16 protein-coding genes and 1 tRNA gene are annotated in these 17,414 nt (G+C 27.7%); 8 read left to right on the forward strand and 9 right to left on the reverse strand.

What is annotated here, in order from left to right; genetic code table 4:
• The first annotated feature begins 31 nt into the window (after positions 1-31).
• Together EI91_RS01760 and EI91_RS01765 are read left to right on the forward strand one after the other, a co-directional pair.
• The gene (locus EI91_RS01760; RefSeq protein ID WP_036452402.1) at positions 32-844 is read left to right on the forward strand and encodes a Cof-type HAD-IIB family hydrolase; all 813 of its coding nucleotides are present in this window, start codon (positions 32-34) and stop codon (positions 842-844) included.
• Between the two features lie 8 nt (positions 845-852).
• Positions 853-1,347: a redoxin domain-containing protein gene (locus tag EI91_RS01765; protein WP_036452404.1), complete on the forward strand. Its 495-nt coding sequence runs from the start codon at positions 853-855 to the stop codon at positions 1,345-1,347.
• Positions 1,348-1,429: 82 nt separating this feature from the next.
• Here EI91_RS01765 and EI91_RS01770 read toward each other — a convergent pair whose 3' ends face one another.
• The 6 genes from EI91_RS01770 to EI91_RS01795 all read right to left on the reverse strand — a co-directional run bounded on the left by EI91_RS01770 (position 1,430) and on the right by EI91_RS01795 (position 10,784).
• Positions 1,430-2,806 carry a dihydrolipoyl dehydrogenase family protein gene (locus tag EI91_RS01770; RefSeq protein ID WP_036452406.1) on the reverse strand — a complete coding sequence of 459 codons (1,377 nt, stop codon included), beginning with the start codon at positions 2,804-2,806 and terminating at the stop codon, positions 1,430-1,432.
• A gap of 11 nt (positions 2,807-2,817) precedes the next feature.
• Positions 2,818-3,258 carry an Rrf2 family transcriptional regulator gene (locus tag EI91_RS01775; protein ID WP_036452408.1) on the reverse strand — a complete coding sequence of 147 codons (441 nt, stop codon included), beginning with the start codon at positions 3,256-3,258 and terminating at the stop codon, positions 2,818-2,820.
• A 122-nt stretch (positions 3,259-3,380) separates the two neighbouring features.
• Complete coding sequence (locus EI91_RS01780) at positions 3,381-4,532, reverse strand: trigger factor-related chaperone (protein WP_036452410.1); 1,152 nt, start codon at positions 4,530-4,532, stop codon at positions 3,381-3,383.
• A 32-nt stretch (positions 4,533-4,564) separates the two neighbouring features.
• Positions 4,565-8,959, reverse strand: coding sequence for a PolC-type DNA polymerase III (locus EI91_RS01785; protein ID WP_036452412.1), 4,395 nt, complete (start codon positions 8,957-8,959; stop codon positions 4,565-4,567).
• A gap of 12 nt (positions 8,960-8,971) precedes the next feature.
• A complete protein-coding gene (locus tag EI91_RS01790) occupies positions 8,972-10,024 on the reverse strand; it encodes a phosphatidate cytidylyltransferase (RefSeq protein ID WP_036452414.1) in 1,053 nt (350 codons plus the stop codon).
• Positions 10,025-10,043: 19 nt separating this feature from the next.
• Positions 10,044-10,784, reverse strand: coding sequence for a type III pantothenate kinase (locus EI91_RS01795; RefSeq protein ID WP_036452417.1), 741 nt, complete (start codon positions 10,782-10,784; stop codon positions 10,044-10,046).
• Between the two features lie 70 nt (positions 10,785-10,854).
• On the opposite strand from EI91_RS01795, the gene EI91_RS01800 reads away from it, so the two are divergent.
• Genes EI91_RS01800 through EI91_RS01815 form a run of 4 tightly spaced genes read left to right on the forward strand, consistent with a single transcriptional unit; the run spans position 10,855 to position 14,355 of the window.
• A complete protein-coding gene (locus EI91_RS01800) occupies positions 10,855-11,601 on the forward strand; it encodes a phosphotransferase (protein WP_036452418.1) in 747 nt (248 codons plus the stop codon).
• A 60-nt stretch (positions 11,602-11,661) separates the two neighbouring features.
• Positions 11,662-12,600, forward strand: a complete 939-nt coding sequence (locus tag EI91_RS01805; protein WP_036452419.1) for an RluA family pseudouridine synthase — start codon at positions 11,662-11,664, stop codon at positions 12,598-12,600.
• 7 nt (positions 12,601-12,607) lie between these two features.
• Entirely contained in the window at positions 12,608-13,549 is a 942-nt protein-coding gene (locus EI91_RS01810) for a hypothetical protein (protein ID WP_036452424.1), read from the forward strand.
• A 20-nt stretch (positions 13,550-13,569) separates the two neighbouring features.
• Complete coding sequence (locus EI91_RS01815) at positions 13,570-14,355, forward strand: YgjP-like metallopeptidase domain-containing protein (RefSeq protein ID WP_036452427.1); 786 nt, start codon at positions 13,570-13,572, stop codon at positions 14,353-14,355.
• A gap of 32 nt (positions 14,356-14,387) precedes the next feature.
• Here the strand turns inward: EI91_RS01815 and EI91_RS01820 are convergent, their stop codons facing one another.
• From EI91_RS01820 to EI91_RS01830, 3 genes are all read right to left on the reverse strand, one after another.
• Positions 14,388-15,473, reverse strand: a complete 1,086-nt coding sequence (locus tag EI91_RS01820; RefSeq protein ID WP_036452429.1) for a zinc-binding metallopeptidase family protein — start codon at positions 15,471-15,473, stop codon at positions 14,388-14,390.
• A gap of 38 nt (positions 15,474-15,511) precedes the next feature.
• Positions 15,512-15,595: transfer RNA gene (locus tag EI91_RS01825), tRNA-Leu, on the reverse strand.
• A gap of 21 nt (positions 15,596-15,616) precedes the next feature.
• Positions 15,617-16,114, reverse strand: coding sequence for a dUTP diphosphatase (locus tag EI91_RS01830; protein WP_036452432.1), 498 nt, complete (start codon positions 16,112-16,114; stop codon positions 15,617-15,619).
• Positions 16,115-16,315: 201 nt separating this feature from the next.
• On the opposite strand from EI91_RS01830, the gene EI91_RS01835 reads away from it, so the two are divergent.
• A complete protein-coding gene (locus EI91_RS01835) occupies positions 16,316-17,143 on the forward strand; it encodes an HAD-IIB family hydrolase (RefSeq protein ID WP_051789164.1) in 828 nt (275 codons plus the stop codon).
• A gap of 6 nt (positions 17,144-17,149) precedes the next feature.
• A complete protein-coding gene (gene secG, locus EI91_RS01840; RefSeq protein WP_036452438.1) occupies positions 17,150-17,389 on the forward strand; it encodes a preprotein translocase subunit SecG in 240 nt (79 codons plus the stop codon).
• The last annotated feature ends 25 nt before the right edge of the window (positions 17,390-17,414 follow it).

Here is a 17,414-nt window from a genome sequence, read left to right on the forward strand (position 1 = left end):
ATATTTAGCTTAGTATTGTTATAATTAAAGTATGAAAAAACCAGAGATTATATTCATTGATTTAGACGGAACAGCACTTGATGCACCAGCTGAAAAATGATTCCAAAAATTACCTTCAGAGTACACAATTAGTGTAATTAAAAAACTTAGCAAAGAAATTAAAATTGTGCCTTCAACAGGTAGAGGTATGAATGCTACAACTTTAAATTTAATGAATTTACTAGGTACCAAAGATTTCATCGCTTGAAATGGTGCTCAAATAGTTCGTAATTTAGAAGTTGTTCAAAAAGCCACAATACCAAGTGAAATTGCACAAGAATTATTCAATGAAATTGCTAAAAATAATTGCTTTGTTGTTTTCAATTCAAACGTCAAGCAACAAGCATTTGTTAAAAAGAAGTTTTATAAAATGATAATGCAATTTGGCAAAGCTACCGCTAGAACATATAATCAATATCAAAATGATATTGATGTTAATAAAGCACTAGTTTGAACAGTTTCAAAGAAAAAAATTGCTAAGTTAGCACAAGAATGAAAAAATAAATTTGCAGGAAAGCTAGAAGTATCTATTAGTGGAAGTTCAAATAATATTTTAGAAATTACTGCTTTTGATGTTTCAAAAGGATCAGCAGAAGAAACTTATTGCAAAATGGTTGGGATAAATCCTAAAAATGCAATTCATATTGGAGATTCATTAAATGATGCTTCATGTCAAGGTAAAATTGGTAAGCTGGTGGCAATGAAAAATTCAGTTCCTGAATTAATTGCAGTAGCTGATGACGTTACTGAATTTACATGCAATGAATCTGGATTAGGAAAATATTTAGAACAATTTTTAGATTAGGAGAAAAAATGAAAGTTAAATTTGCAGCAAGAGATTTAAATCTTTTAGGAAATGAAAAAAATGTAGGAGATACAGTTACTTTAACTTCAGCTGTTGCTCCTGGTACATTTTTTGCAGAGGAATTAAAACTTAAACATGACTATACAGTGTTAACTACTTATCCATCTGTAGATACACGTGTTTGCGAGCTACAAGTTTTATCTATGGGAGACTTAAGTAAAGATTTTCCAAAAATTAATTTTTTAGCTTTTTCAGTTGATTTACCAAGTGCTTTAGCAGCTTATAAAGATAGTCATGAAGTAGGTAATGTAAAATTATACAGTGACTACCAAAAATTAGCTCTCGCTAAGGAATTAGGTGTTCTAATTGAAGAAATTAATTTATGCGCACGTAGCGTTTTCGTTGTAGATAAAGATGGAAAAATTATTTACAAAGAAATTAAGACTAACACTAGTGACAACATTACATTTAACAAATTAAAAGACTTCTTGAGTCATTTATAATTTACATAACCAAAAATTTATTAGATAATGCCAGTATAAAAAAACACATCCTACTTATTGGATGTGTTTTTCATTAACCGATTTATTTTAAAATATCATTTAAACTTTCAGTAAATGTTGGGTGTGTGTAAATAAAATCTCTTAAATAAGTATATTTAATTTTTAATTTAATTGCTAGAGCAAGTATGTTAATCATTTCATGTGCTTCATAGTGGAATAATACTGCACCAACAATTTCATCATTATCATTAATTAAAATTTTAGTAAATCCTTCAGTTTCGTTAATTACGTGCGCTTTAGGAATTGACATTGTTGGAGCATATTTAACTGAATATGCAATACCTTTTGCTTTTAATTCTTTTTCGTTGTAACCTGCACGTGCATAAGATGGATCGATGAATGTTGATCAAGGTAATCATTCACGATCTGATAAATATCTTTTATTTGGTAAATCTAATCAGTGGCTTAATAAAATTCTACTATCATCAAGGGAAACGTATGTAAACATTGCACCACCTTTAACGTCACCAATTGCATAAACATCTTTTACTGATGTTTCAAGTTTATCATCAACTACAATTGCTCCACGTTCAACTTTAATGTTAGCTGTTTCTAAATTAAGATCATCTAAGTTAGGAACTCTACCAGTTGCTAAAAGTACATTGTCAAAAAGTTCTTCTTTTTGCTCACCATTTTGGTTATAAACAACTTTAACTTGGTTATCAACATTAGAGAATTCTAAAACTTGAACGTTAAATTGAATATCTACATTTTGTTTTAAAAGTGTATCAAGCATTACTTTTGCATCTTCATCATCTTCTGTTGGACAAAATGATTCGTTATGTTGAAATACAGAAACATTTGAACCAAATTGATTAAAGTAATTTGCAAATTCTAAACCAATAAATCCAGCTCCGACAATAAGCATTTTTCTAGGTAAATTATCTAATTGTAAAGCTTGATTTGAATAAATAATTCCTTTTGTTGTATCTAAACCTTTAAATGCTAATTCTCTTGACTTAGCTCCTGTGTTAATAACAATTTTATCAGCTGTTAACTCTTGTGTTTCACCGTTAGCAAGTGCTACTGAAACTACTTTTTCACTTGTAAAACTTGCAACTCCTAAATATAAATCTACGTTTTCTGAGTTAGCTAAAATTCCGTGATTTTTAGCATTTAATTTTTTAACAAAAGCTCTTTTATAAGCTAAAGATTGTTCATAGAAAAATGCATTTTGTTCGTAACTTGTTTCAAGTCCTAATTTACGCATTTCTTGAAGTGATTTAGCACTGTGAGCAAATGATTTAGAAGGTAAACAACCTACGTTAATACATGTACCACCGTACATAAGAGGATCTTTTTCAACTAATGCGATTTTTCAGCCTTTTTTAGCTAATGTGGCAGCTAGTGTTTTTCCACCTTTACCTCAACCAATAACTAATAAATCATATTTTTTCATACTTCTCCTTTTTATTTAGTTGTTAATTTTTTTTCAATACTACTAATTGTAACTGTCGATAATAATTGCATTGCATTTTGATTTAGTAAATAAACTAATGAATGCATATACTGTGAAATATTTTTAGAAATTTTACATTCTAGTTCCATATTACCGCTACTTCAAGAATAATTAATTAAATCTAAATCCATTATTTTTAAAACTAAATCTACTGTAATATTTTCAGAACTAACAAGCAGCTTGTAACCACCATTTTGTCCTTTTTGAACTTCAATTCATTTTTGTTTAATAAATAAACTTAGAACACTTCTAATTCTCACAGCATTTGCATTAACATTTTCGCTTAGCTCTTTGCTAGATATAAAAGTTTTTTTATGAGCTAAATAGACTAATGAATGGACTGCAATCACAAAATCGCTAAAACATTGTTTTTTATTTGTAATATTTTTCATTACATTTATTATAAAACTTTTTTATTTTTTGAATATATATTTATTTAGTTAATCTGTATAAATATTTTAAATTTAATTAAAAATAAAAACACACTTAAATTAAGTATGTTTTATATTTAGTATTATCAAAAATGAGGAACTAAGTTTGTAACAAACTGAAATTTGTCTGCTTCATATTTATTTAAAAAGTAAAGTGCAAGTTTTTTACTGATAATCATATATCCGATTCTACCTAAATCCAGGTTACGATCGTCCATTTGACCTAAAAATTGTTGTACTAATTTCTTTTCTGCTTCCATTTCTGTTTCTGTTGGTTGAATATCTAAAGTTTTTGAAATTAAACTCATTCAAAAATATTGTGAAATCATATTTTCAGTACGTTCAATTAATTCTTTAGTTGGTTTTTCTCCGTTACTTGTTTCAGCAAGTGCTTGAGTAATAACTACTTCCGGAATTTTAATTGGATCGTTTTTTCTTAAAATTTCAGTAATTAATTTTTGTCCATATTTAAATAATTCATCAGAAAAAATTTGATGTAAAACTGTCTCTTTTACTTCATTTAATACATCTTGCTGTGTTTTAAATTTTTCAAATCCCATAAGTGAAACATTTTCATCAGTAATCGGCATCACTTTTGGAGATTTAATAGCTGTAATTTTTAAGCTAATTTCATTTCCGTCTTGTTCATAACTTAATACATCACCAACTTTGTGATTTAAAACCTTTTGAGCATGAATGACATTAGATTTTGAGTCGGCTAAAACTGACACTTTTCCTTCTTGTGCTTTCCCTGTAACATCTTTGTAGCTTCCTTCAAGTTCAACCATATCTTTTTCTTGAACTGGATTTTGGCTATCTAAATAAAAAGTGTAAGCACTTAAAAAACTTTTTTGAAATTCTGCAATTTTTGTTTCGTAATTAGAATCATATTCAAATTTTGCTTCTGGTTGAAAGTCAATTTTAAAGTCTGAAAAATTATCAATAAAATAAGTTGTAAAAGTAAAATTTAATTCTTCAACAGTACACTTAACATCTGATACGACAGGTACAAAAGGTAATATTTTAGGGTTAGCTATATTTAAGCGAAAGACTTCATCTTTTTTCATTTCAATATAAGCATTTTTAGCTAATCCAATAATTTCCGCCTGTGTAACTTTTGTTTTAGTTTTACCAGCTTCTTTTTCTTTCATTTGTAAATAATTTAAAGCATCATTTTGAGCTTTTAATCATTCTTCTTTGTCAGTTACAAACTGTGTTATATTTTGTTTAATCATTAATATCTCCTTACTTATTATTTTACTAAACTTTAAAATAAAGTCATTTGATCGGTATCGTCTAAATCTTTTAATACTCCAAGTTCTTCTAAAGCACCAAATAAAGTTTGATTAATTGAACTACGCTTCTTAAAGTCCTCTTTAGATCTAAAAGGACTTTCTTCACGTGCTAAAACTATTTTTTCAGCCGCTGAAATTCCCAGTCCTTTTAGAGAACTAAAAGGCGGAATTAATGTTTTTGCTTTAAAATCAATAGTTCATTCTTTAGCTAAAGATTCATTTAAATTAATATTAGAAATTCCAAAACCACGAGCATATAGTTCTCTAGCTATTTCTAGTGTTTGGATTAACTCGGTATCTTTTACTTTACGGTCTTTTGATGATATAGCTTCTAATTCTTTTAATTTAGCGTTAATTTTTTTACATCCATAGTCATTTGATAAAACAACGATATCAAATTCTTCAACCCTCGTAGTTAAGTAGGTTGCATAGTATTCTAATGGATAATAAAGTTTGAATCAAGCAATTCTTCACGCCATTAAAACGTAAGCAGTTGCGTGAGCCTTAGGGAACATATACTTAATTTTCTTCATACTTTCTATGTATCAATCAGGTACATTATGTTTTTTTAACTCGGCAACTTGTTCATCATTAACACTCTTACCTTTACGAACTTGTTCCATAATTTTAAAAGATTGTAGCGGATCTACACCTTTATTCATTAAATAAACCATAATATCATCACGACAAGAAATAACATCTTTAATTGTCATATTGTTATTTTTAATTAAATCTTGTGCATTATTTGTTCAAACATCAGTTCCATGGGATAAACCTGATAAAGAAATTAAATCCGCAAAGCTTTTTGGTGAAGCTTCATAAAGCATACGACGAACAAAGTTAGTACCAAATTCAGGTAACCCGAGTGCACCTGTAATTTCTCCACCAATAGATTCAGGAGTAATATTAAGTTCTTTTGTACTAGAAAACAGCGAAAGAACTTTTAAATCTTTTTTAGGAACATCTTTTTTAACATCTAAACCTGTTAATTTTTCAAGCATTCTAATAGCAGTAGGATCTACGTGACCTAAAATATCTAATTTTAGAACATTATCATGAATTGCATGGAAATCAAAGTGGGTTGTTTTTCAGTCAATTGAAATATCATCAGCCGGATAATTTGATGGTGTAAAATCCTCTACATCAAATTCTTTCGGAATAATAATAATTCCTCCTGGGTGCTGACCTGTTGTACGTTTAACACCTTCTAGCTTAGTTGATAAAAAGTCCATAAAATTATTCGAATATTTAAAACCGTAATCTTCACAAGCTTTTTTAATATAACCAAAACCTGTTTTAGAACGAATTGTAGAAATAGTTCCAGCTCTAAAAGTATGGCTTTCACCAAAAAGTCTTTTGACTTCATTATGAACTTCAGCTTGAAAATCACCTGAAAAGTTTAAGTCAATATCAGGAACTTTATCAGCATTAAATCCTAAAAAAGTTTCAAAAGGAATAGTTTGTCCATCTTTTGTCATTAAAACATCGCAACTTGGACAATTTTTATCATCTAAGTCAAATCCAGAAGTAATCCCTTCGATTTCTGAAAGTTCAAAATGTTTACAACTTGGACAAACATAATGAGGTGGTAGCGGATTAACTTCAGTTATTCCAGCCATAGTTGCAATTAATGAAGAACCAACTGAACCACGACTACCAACTAAGTAACCATTATCAGTTGATTTTTTAACTAACTTGTGAGAAATTCAGTACACAACATCAAAACCGTATTTTAAAATAGGTGTAATTTCTTTTTCAAGTCGCTCAGCAACAATTTGCGGTAATTCTTCACCATATTTTTCATGTGCATTTTTATAAACTAATTCCTTAAGTTTATTTTTTGAATCATCAAAAATAGGTGTGTAAAGTTTATCATGAATAATAATTAAATTTTCTTCAATGCTATCAGCAATTTTGTTTGGGTTATAAATAACAATTTCTTTGATTAAATCTAAATCGTTTAAAAAGCTAAACTGATGAAGCATCTCTTTTGTTGTTAAATAATATAAATTAGGAATTTTTAAATTTCCTGCCTTTGCTTTAGTGTAATTAAATAAAAAGTGAGGAACGTTCCCAATCCCTTTTGAATACACTAAAGATTTATAGAAAATTTGATCATCTTTATTTTCGTAACGAACATCTCCAATAGCAGTAACTACTTTATTTTTTCTTTTTGCTTTATAAATTAAATCAGTTAATAGCTTTTCTATATGCTGCTTTGTAAAATCATTTTCATCAATTAAATGAGTGAGAGCATCAGGGTGCGGCACTTCAATATAATCAAATTTATCAATTATTTGATTAATTTTAAAGTCACTTGAATAAAAAACAGAATCGATTAATTCACCTTTTAAACCGCTAGAACCAATTAATAAATTAGGATGGTTTGTAGGAATATCCTCTCAAAATAATTTTGGAGCTTTATAAAAACGTTCTGTTAAAGATTTTGTAACTAATTTAAAAATCTCTTTAATTCCTTCTTGATTTTTTGCTAAAACACTAATTTGAGTAGGACGTGTTTTGTTTCTTAGTTCATCTTGCTCATAGCTATATAGACTACTTAAGTCAACAATTCCCATTTGACGCAAATTACCAAGAACAGAAACTCATGCTTTAGCAAGTACCTCAGCATCATAATCGGCACGGTGAGCGACTTCAGAATCATACTCAACACCTAAGTTTTTACAAAAGTCTCCTAGTGCATGCTTAGCTTTATCATTAAAAACAAGACGTGAAATAACTAACGAGTCAATAAATACCGTATTAGGAAGCTCCATTTCATTATCTAAAAATTTTTGCATAATAAAATGCATATCGAAATTAGCATTATGAGCAAGAGCAATACGATTATTTAAAATTTGATAAATTTTAGCTAATCCCTCTTTTTCACTTAGTCCTTTTTCAGCTAACATTTCGTCTGTAATATTTGTAAGATTGATTGTAAAGGTTCTAAGTTGTTCTTTAGCTTTCATGAAAAACTGATAGTTTTCTTTAATAATTCCATCTACCACTAAAGAACCACCAAATTCAATAATATCTCCAATTTTTGGTGATAAATGAGTTGTTTCGATATCAAATGAAACTACCTCACTTTTAGACAAATCTAAATTCACAAATTTTTCAGTTAAAATTGCTTTATTGTTTTGATTAATTACATCAAAAGTTACACCATAAATTGGTTTGATACCAGCTTTTTTAGCAGCAGAGACAAATTCAGGAAAAGCTTGCACGCTATTGGAATCTAAAATAGCAACAGCTTTATGTCCCATGTCTTTAGCTATATTAACAATTTCGGTAGCTGATAAAAGTCCATCCATAGTACTCATTTTTGAACGAGCAGAAATTTCACATCTTTTTTCTGTTGCATCATCAACTCTTTTTTTAATAGGAGATTCTATTTTACGAATATTAACATCACTAAAGACTTGGATAGTTTTTGTGTTATCAAAAACATTACTTCTAACCTCACCTTGTGCATAAATTCAATCATCCTCTTTTAGATTTTGAAGGTGTGTCTCAGGGTTATTTGATTTAACAGAAACTTTAATAGCTTCATGAAAATCAGTTAAATAAAAATGATAATAATTTGTTTGTCCAAAAGTAGAGATATCTTTTTTATAAATCATCCCTTCAAAAGCTACCCTCATATTGAAAGCTTCTTCAGGTAGATTTTGAATTTCAGTAATTGTAGTACTTTTAAATTCTGCTTTACGATACTTGTTTTTTTCGTAATTGTTGCTAAGAGCTTGCTTTTTAGCTTTTTCAAAAGTGCTAGAATTATCCAAATTACTCTTTTCATCATTTGCGATTTGAATATTGATTTGTTCTAGTAGTTTAGAAGTTTCATCATGATCAAATTGAGTACCAACATAAAATGGTTGAACATAAAAATCTTTAAAACCTAATTTTTGCATAATCATTTCAGCAAAATAAAGCAATTCATCAATTTTTAAATTTTCTTTAAGTTCTGAATAATTAAAAATTCATTTTTGCTTAGAATCTGAATACTTTAAAGAATTTATATTGTTTAAATACTTTCTTAAAGGTTGTAATTTAGTGTGACACAGTATTAAATCACTAAAAAACTTAGCAACTGTAGGTTGCTCAATTGTATAAGAAATAATTTGATATTCCGTTTTAATTGTTGCTTTACCGTTAATAATTGAATCATGCAATTTTAAATATTGTTCTACCGAAGGGATTTGAGGAATACAGATAGTACAAATAAAATATGGATTGTTATCATCATCGTATTCTAAACTAATAGCAGAATCTTTAACATATGCGTATTCAAAATCTGATAGGAATTTAATACCAATAAATTCCATCAATTTTGAAAACGCAGGGTCTTTAAATTTTTTATTCATATATCCCTCTCGTTATTGTAAAAATAACAATAAACATAAAAATGCAAAAATTGTTGCAATGCTATCCACTCTATCTAAAATACCACCATGATCTAATAATAATTTTGAAAAATCTTTGATACCTAATTTTCTTTTAATTAATGAAAAGAATAAATCACCAGTAATTGCAAATAATGGTGCAAAAATAGCAAATACAATTAAAATAATTCTTAAATTTGAATTATTATCACTATCAAGTAATGCTACTCCTAAATTTTGGCTTGTACCAACTCCTGTTGCAATTCCATGTCAAGTAAAAATAAAAATAAAAGCTAAAAATAAAGCAATAAAGTATCCTACCAATGCTCCTTCAATTGTTTTTTTAGGACTAATTGTAGGTGCTAATTTTCTTGTAAAAATTTTGTGTCCTAAAAAGCGACCACCAAAAAAACCACCAATATCACTACTCATAGCAATAATTAAAACAAGCAAAATGTATTCAAGTCCATTTTGGGATGTTAAAAATAAAATAAAGCTACGTAAAAAGAAATTTAAAATAACTAGACTAATAAGAAAATATATAGTTTTAATAAAAAGCTCTTTCAAAACAAAATTATTTTTTAAAACAATAATTCTAATAGTAAAGAAAACAAAAGATGATAATAATATTACTCAAAGATTTATTCCAAAATCACTTGAAATTAAATACATTGAAAACAGTTTATTAGCAAATCTGATTTCAGTATTAGTATTTAATAAAATATTTGTAAATCAACTTGGTCCTAACAAAACATTAAGAATTAAAATTAAGGATAATAAAATCGCGAAATATTTATGATCAACAAATGCTTTTGCTAATTCATAAAAAATTCACAATGATAAGAAAAGGAAAATTGTAATGCTGATAATTCTGAAAGATCAAAATAGTACTTTTTGATTTTCGAATAAATCTGTAGCATTAAAAAACGAAAAACGAAATAAAGCTAAGACTAAAATGAAACCTAAACCTAAAATAAGTGCAGGGATAATTCGTTTTTGTCAAAGAGTATTTCTTTCTGCATCAGAATATTGTCTATTATTTTTCATATTCCAATTATATATAAAATTATTTCTTATAGGTAATGGTTGACACTCAAAAATATGCTTTTAACACTAGGTTATAATCATATTTATTTGGATTATTTTTTATTATTATAGGTAGGTATTTTAAATTACATCCGGTAATTAAAATATCATCTGAATTATATGGTAAAACAAGCTCAATTAAGCTGTTTTTTAACCCTAAAGCAATAGCTTCTTTTGTGTTTTTACCACTACTTAATTCATCTGTAATAAGCTGTGAAATATCATTAAAATTGAGTGAATTAAAGGCATAAATGTAGTCTTTTAAAGCATTAAATTGTAGTTCTAATCCAGGTGAAATAGATACACTTTTTAGGTTAAAATCAGTGTAATTTAGCTTTACATTAGCACTTCCGAGCATAAAAATATGACTTTTTGCAATCTTATTATCTTTTAAATATTGACAAATAGCTTTAATATCTATACCTAATTCATCAAATTTTAAACCGGCTGCTACATTAAAATCTCATTTTGTATAGTCATTAATAATTTGAATTGAACTAAAAAAGTTTTTTAAGTATTTATAAACTAAATTAAAAGCTGTTTTATTTACATAACCAACCACTAACTTCGAATTAGAACTAATCTCACTAGCAATAGCATATAAAAATTCTTGTTCAATATCTTCATGGTAAAACTTAGCTGTTTTATATAGTGTATTTTCATTGAAAAAAGCTACATCTATTGTTGTGTTTCCAATATCTAAAACTATGGTTTGTTTCATTTCTCCCCTTATAAAGTTTAATTTAGTCAATTTATAATAAAATTATATTTAATAAAGTTAAAGGAGAAAAATGAAAACAAAAATTGAACAGGGACACACTAATATTTCCTACCAAGATGGTAAATATTTTTACCAAGAAAAGATTAAAAATAATTTTAATCATAAATTAAATTATGAAATCCTACAAAATTTTGATTTTGTTCCTAAATTAATAAAAAACGATGATTCAGAGGTGATTTGAGAGTTAATCAAAACTAAAAAATTAGAATTTACACCAAATGTACTTAAACAAATTGCTAACAATTTTAAAAAATTGCATGATTCAGAACTAAAATTCCCTAAAAGAAACATTGCGGCTCGTGTGAAAGAATATCGCAAAGTACTTCAAGAAAAAAATATAAAAATAGATGTACTTGATGAATACTATAAAAGAATTAACTTAATTTTAAAAAACTCTGAAAATAATCGTCCATTGCACAACGATTTATACTTAGGTAATATTTTAGTAGATGAAAATGATAAAGTATTTTTTATTGATTGAGAATATTCTTCAATGGGTGACAAACATTTTGATTTAGCTTACTTTATTTGTGGATCATTTTTAACTGAGGAACAAGAAGAAATCTTTTTAAATGAATATGATAGTTACTGAGAAGAATACTTAGTTCAACAAAAAATTCTTGTTTATTACTTAACAATTTTATGATTACATGCACAAAAAGTTATGCCTTTTAGTGATGAATATTGCATTAAAATGCTAAAAGAAACTGTCAAAGAGTACGAATATAAAAAACAAAACAAATTATTCCGTGAATAAGCTATTCTCAAATGATTTGCGAGCGACTAAAATATCGCTTTATAATATATAATTTAAGATATGATTGAATTAAAAGTTTTATACAAAGACAGAATTGACAAATATATTGCCAATAATACTGAAATTTCAAGAAATGATATTAAGCAATTAATTGCAGAAAATGTAATTTCTGTAGACGGAATGATAGTTAATAAACCAAAATTTCAAGTTCGTGAGGGACAAGAAATTAAAATTGAAAGAGTAATTGATAAAGAAATTAATATCGAACCACAAGAAATGCAACTAGATATTGTTTATGAAGATGATTATCTTTGTGTAATTAATAAACCAAGTGGAATGATTGTTCATCCGGCGCCTGGACATAGTGAAAATACTTTAGTCAATGGACTCTTATATCACTTTAAAAATAATTTATCAAATGAAAACGGAGTACTTCGTCCAGGAATAGTTCACCGTATTGATAAGGATACAAGTGGATTATTAATTATTGCAAAAGATAATAATACTCATAAGTTACTTTCAGAAATGTTTGCTAAACATGACATTCATCGTTCATATTTAGCTATTTGTGATGGTATTTTACAAGATAAAAAAATCAAACTTGACTTGCCTATCGGAAGAAGTGTTAAAGATCGTCAAAAAATGGCAGTTACTAACCAAAATTCTAAACACGCTGTAACTTACGCTACTTTATTAAAAACATTTTATTTAGACGGTCTTCCAAAAACTTTAATTCAATGTGAATTAGAAACGGGAAGAACCCACCAAATTCGTGTACATATGGCATTTATTAAAAATCCAATTTATGGTGACCCTATTTATAATAAGCAAATTGATGATTTCGGACAACGTTTACATGCTTATAAATTAACATTCATTCACCCAATTTTAAATAAAAGAATTACATTATACTCACCAATGCCAAAAGAATTCGAAGTTTCTGGTTTTGATTTTGATGAATTTATTCAAAACGAGCAAAGTCTAGCAACTTCAGAATAGGAGAAATATGTTTAATTTAGTTAACGACAATACAACTATCGCACAGCTTTGAGAATCAGAAAAACAAAAATATAGACCTTGAATTATCACTTTAGGTATTGGTATTTTGATTCTTTTAGCTTTTGCAATAGCAATGGTAATTTATCCAGCAATTAACTACCAAAGTATTTATGCTGAAATAGAGAAATCTTACAAAACAATACTTGCAATTCAACCTGAAAGCTCTCAAATTATTCGTCAAATTATTTTTAATATAATTGGATATGCACTTGCGATTTTAGTAATACTTTCATTAGTTATTGCATTTTATATCAAAGGTGTTATTTCGTCTTATAAAGCAAAAGATTTTTCTAAATTATCAAATGGTTCTTTACTTACCCTTTCATTTTTAGGTTTTTACAATTTATTTCAAATTCTTTGAAACGCTATTTTCAATAGTGGAAGTGGACAAACATATAATTTTAGTGATGATGCTCCTACTCTTCAAATTTTCTGAATTATTCAAATTGTTTTTGTTATTCTTACAGTCTTAATTTGATTAGGCGTACAAATTCCAGTTTCAAGAATTAGAAAACAATTTAATGCTGTGCATATTAGAAATTCTATCATTGAGCAACAACGTCAAATGATGCAATATTTAAATGATTTTCAAAAAAATAATGCTGGTTTTAACTTTGATTTTAGTCAAATGAATCAAGACCAAACTACAGAAGATGGATTTAGTGATAACCAAGAAACAGAAGAGAGCTCTACTGCTCAAGAAACTCAAACTGTTAGCGAAGAACAAAAAACTGAAATTAAAAAATTATTAGAATTACCTAACGAACAACTTTTTGAAATAGCAAAAATGTTAAAAATTTACGGTTACGAAACTATGTCAAAACAAGAACTTGCTGAAAAAATTTATTCATATACCCAAATGCATAAAAATGACAAGGAAAAAAAGTAGTGTAAACTACTTTTTTTATAATGATAAACAAATTAAAAATTCAGCCTTTATTATATCAGCATGAGAAATTATCCAGTTTTTATGAAAACTCAAATTACTATAAAATAATAATTAACAATCAAACGTTATTTTTTGAAGTTATTCCTACTTTAAATAAAATTTATAAAATTAAAAATGATGTAAATATTCCTAAAATGTATATTCATGCGAGAAAAATCACTGATATAAACTGAAATGATTTTGAGCTTCGAAACTTCTTAGAAAAATTTGCTCAAAAAATAATAAATTCACAAATATTAATGTTTAATTATTTCAAATATAGCTTTTACTTTTTAGGTATACCTTCTTACCTGGACTGTAATACTTGAGAAATAAAAAGCACTATCAGTAATGAAGTTTTTTTAGAAATAAAATTAAGTAACAGTACATTTAAACAGGTAGCGAAAGAATCTTATGATAAAGTTCTTTTAGGACATACTTTATCTTGATTAGAAATTGAAGTTTTAAAGAACCTTCATGAAACAATCAAAGATCAAGTATGTAATTATGTTTTAAACTTGCTAAAAACAATGCAAAAAGAAATTGAAAATAAATATAATATTCCTTCACAGAAGTCAAAAATGCGTGATAAAACTACCTCTTATGCTTCGCATTCTAAAAAAACAAATACTATTATATATAGCTCTGCATTATATTGTTATGACAAATTCTTTTTAAAAAGTATTGTAGCTCATGAGCTTGCTCATGTTAATACTCAGGGACATGGAAATGATTTTAAAAAAGAATTAAATAGAATATTAGAATAAAAAAAATAGTGCCTTTAAAAGGGCACTACTTTTTATTTATATGAAATTGAGTCATATGCGTTTGCGTCAAATGATTTAACAAATTCTGTAAGTAAATCAATTGCAGCTTGGATGTCCACTAATGAACATAATCCAATTGGACTGTGAAGATATCTTTGCGGAAGTGAAATTGTTGTAACACTTTCACCACCAGGAGCAAATTGTAATTCAGCAGCATCAGTTCCACCACCTCCAGCTACATATTTATATGCAGGAATTTCTTTTTCTTTTGAAATTTGCATTAACATTTCAACTAATTTTGGATCAGGAAGTGTTCCACCATCTTTAACAAGAATGCTTACACCATTTCCTAATACTGGTGTACCTGGTTTAGCTCCTGTTGTATCGTGAGCTGCTCCTGTATCAAGAGCGAAAGCAACATCAGGATTAAGAATTGATACTGAAGTTTTAGCTCCACGTGTTCCAACTTCTTCTTGAACTGTTCCAACTAAGTATAAATCACAAGGTAAGTCAAGTTTAGCTAAATTTTTACCAATAGTTTCAAGTGAAGTTACACCTGCACGGTTATCCATTGCTTTTCCACCAATGATATTGTTTGCAAAGTGAATTGTTTCACCTGTCATAAAAATTTTGTCACCAATTTGAATTCCAGCTTCTTCAACTTCTTTTTTAGTTTTGAAACCTAAATCTACAAAAAGCTCATCAGCTGTAATAGCTTTTCCCATTTTATCTCTATCTAAAATGTGAATTGATGTGTGTCCAAAAACACCTTCATATCTTTTCCCTAATTTTGCTGATACAACAATTGCTTTTGTACCAATTACTACATTTGGTCATACACCACCAATTGTTGTCACTAAAATATTACCGTTGTCTTTAACTTCTCTAACCATGTAACCAACTTCATCCATGTGAGCAGCAATCATCACTTTTGGTGCGTTAGCTACTTTTGATTTTTTGAAGAAAATTACTGAACCTAATTTATCACGAGAAACCTCGTAATCAGATGCTAAGTTTGCTTTTAACTCATCAACAACTGGTTCTTCAAATCTAGAAATAGCTTCGATTGACATGTATTTATCAAGTCTACTTGCTAATGTTTCATATTTTTTATCCATATCTATTTACCTTTCTTTTGGTGTTATTTTTTAACATTTGGTGCCTCAGACAGGACTTGAACCTGCACGGATTGCTCCAGCGGATTTTGAGTCCGCAGCGTCTACCATTCCACCACTGAGGCATAAATAAATTATAATCAAAACTAATAATTACTGTAATAACGCTTGTAATTTTTTTGATTTTTATAAAAGTAAGCTTGAAAAAGATTTTCATAACCATATCCAAGCATTAAAAATGAACCTATCGCAATTTGAAAAGCACGGTAAATGGTGTCTGCACAAATATTTTGCATTAAATTAGTAATGCTAATAAATAATTCTTGAAATTGACGATTAATGTCATCACTAACATACACAGGCTCAATTTCAGGATTAACTTGATACTCATAACCAAAATTAACTAAGAAATGAATTAAATCAGCAAATTCTTCAGTCACATTATTGCTTTTAATTTCACGATGAACTTTTCAATATTTAAAGCTTTGTACTTCGTTAATAAATTCACCAGCCTCAATAATTAATGCTAGCGTTTTTTGAACTTCCACATCTTTTTTTGAAAGTTCAGGATGGTTCTTGAGTCTTTTTAAATTAATTTTTTGATCTAATGCTTTTTGCATTTCAAAAATCTTACTTAAGTTCATATTATTTATTATATTTCATTTTTATACTTTTACATATTATAAATAAACCTAAGTTTAAAAATTAAGATAGTTTATAATTTTATATAAATAAAAACAGAAAATCATAAAGAGTTTTCTAAAGCTTTTGAAAACAGTTTTAAGTTTTAAAATTAAATAGTTTAAAATTTAAATAATAAATATAAAATAAACGGAAGGAATTCAATGAACAAACCATCAATTGTCTTTTTAGATTTAGACGGAACAACATTAGACGGACCAGCTCCAAAATGATTTATGAAAGATCCTAGTGATTTTACTTGTGATGTTCTATCAAAAGTTAATAAACTTTTTCCAGTAGTGATTTGTACTGGACGTAGTGCAAATAATAATACACGTAGAATTGTAGAAAAAATTGGATTAGATTCATATATAACTTGAAATGGTGCAGAAATTTACTGACACAATCAATTAATTCACAAAACAACAGCACCGGCTGATGTGGTTAAAAAACTAAGTAATGATTTAAGAAAATTCGGTTTAAACGTTATTTTTAACTCTAAAAATCAAGAGCTTAGTTTTACACCTAACTTTTTTACTCGTATGTTCATGAGTAATCATTACCGTAAATGAGCAAAAAGTTATTCACAAATTGATTTTAATTCTTTTGAAATGCAAAAGGCATTTGTTTTACCTACTAATCCTTGAAGTGCTAAAAAATTACAAAAAGCTTTTCCAAAATTAAAAGAAAAATATAAAGATGTTTTAGAACTTACTTTAGCAGGTGATAAAAATAATGCAATTGAAATTACACCTCAAGGAATTTCAAAAGGTAATGCTGAATTATTTTTATGTAATTATTTAAATTTAGATCCAAGTAAAGCAATACATTTTGGTGATTCATTAAATGATGCATCAACTAAGGGAAAAATTGGGAAATTAATCGCCGTAGGTAACGCCCATGACGATTTAAAAGTACAAGCAGATGAAGTTTTAGAAAGAACTTGCGACGAAAGTGCAGTTGCTCACTACTTAAAACAATATCTAGATTAGGAAAACATGTATATCATTGTAACTTTATTAATTATTTTAGGATTTTTTCTTGTTGTTATTTCGTTTTTAATGTCACCAGATTCAAATGGTTTTTCTGGTGCTTTGGTTGGTTCAAATGACTTAGATCTTTTTAAAAACTCAAAAGAAAGAGGATTTAAAAAGTTTTTAAAATATAGCATGATGATTGGTGGTTTAACATTAATCACTTTAACTGTTTTATTATCTGTATTAGCTAACCATTCATAATAACCATCTCTTACGAGATGTTTTT

This window comes from Mycoplasma buteonis, from assembly GCF_000733865.1.
Taxonomy (GTDB): domain Bacteria; phylum Bacillota_I; class Bacilli_A; order Mycoplasmatales; family Metamycoplasmataceae; genus Mycoplasmopsis; species Mycoplasmopsis buteonis.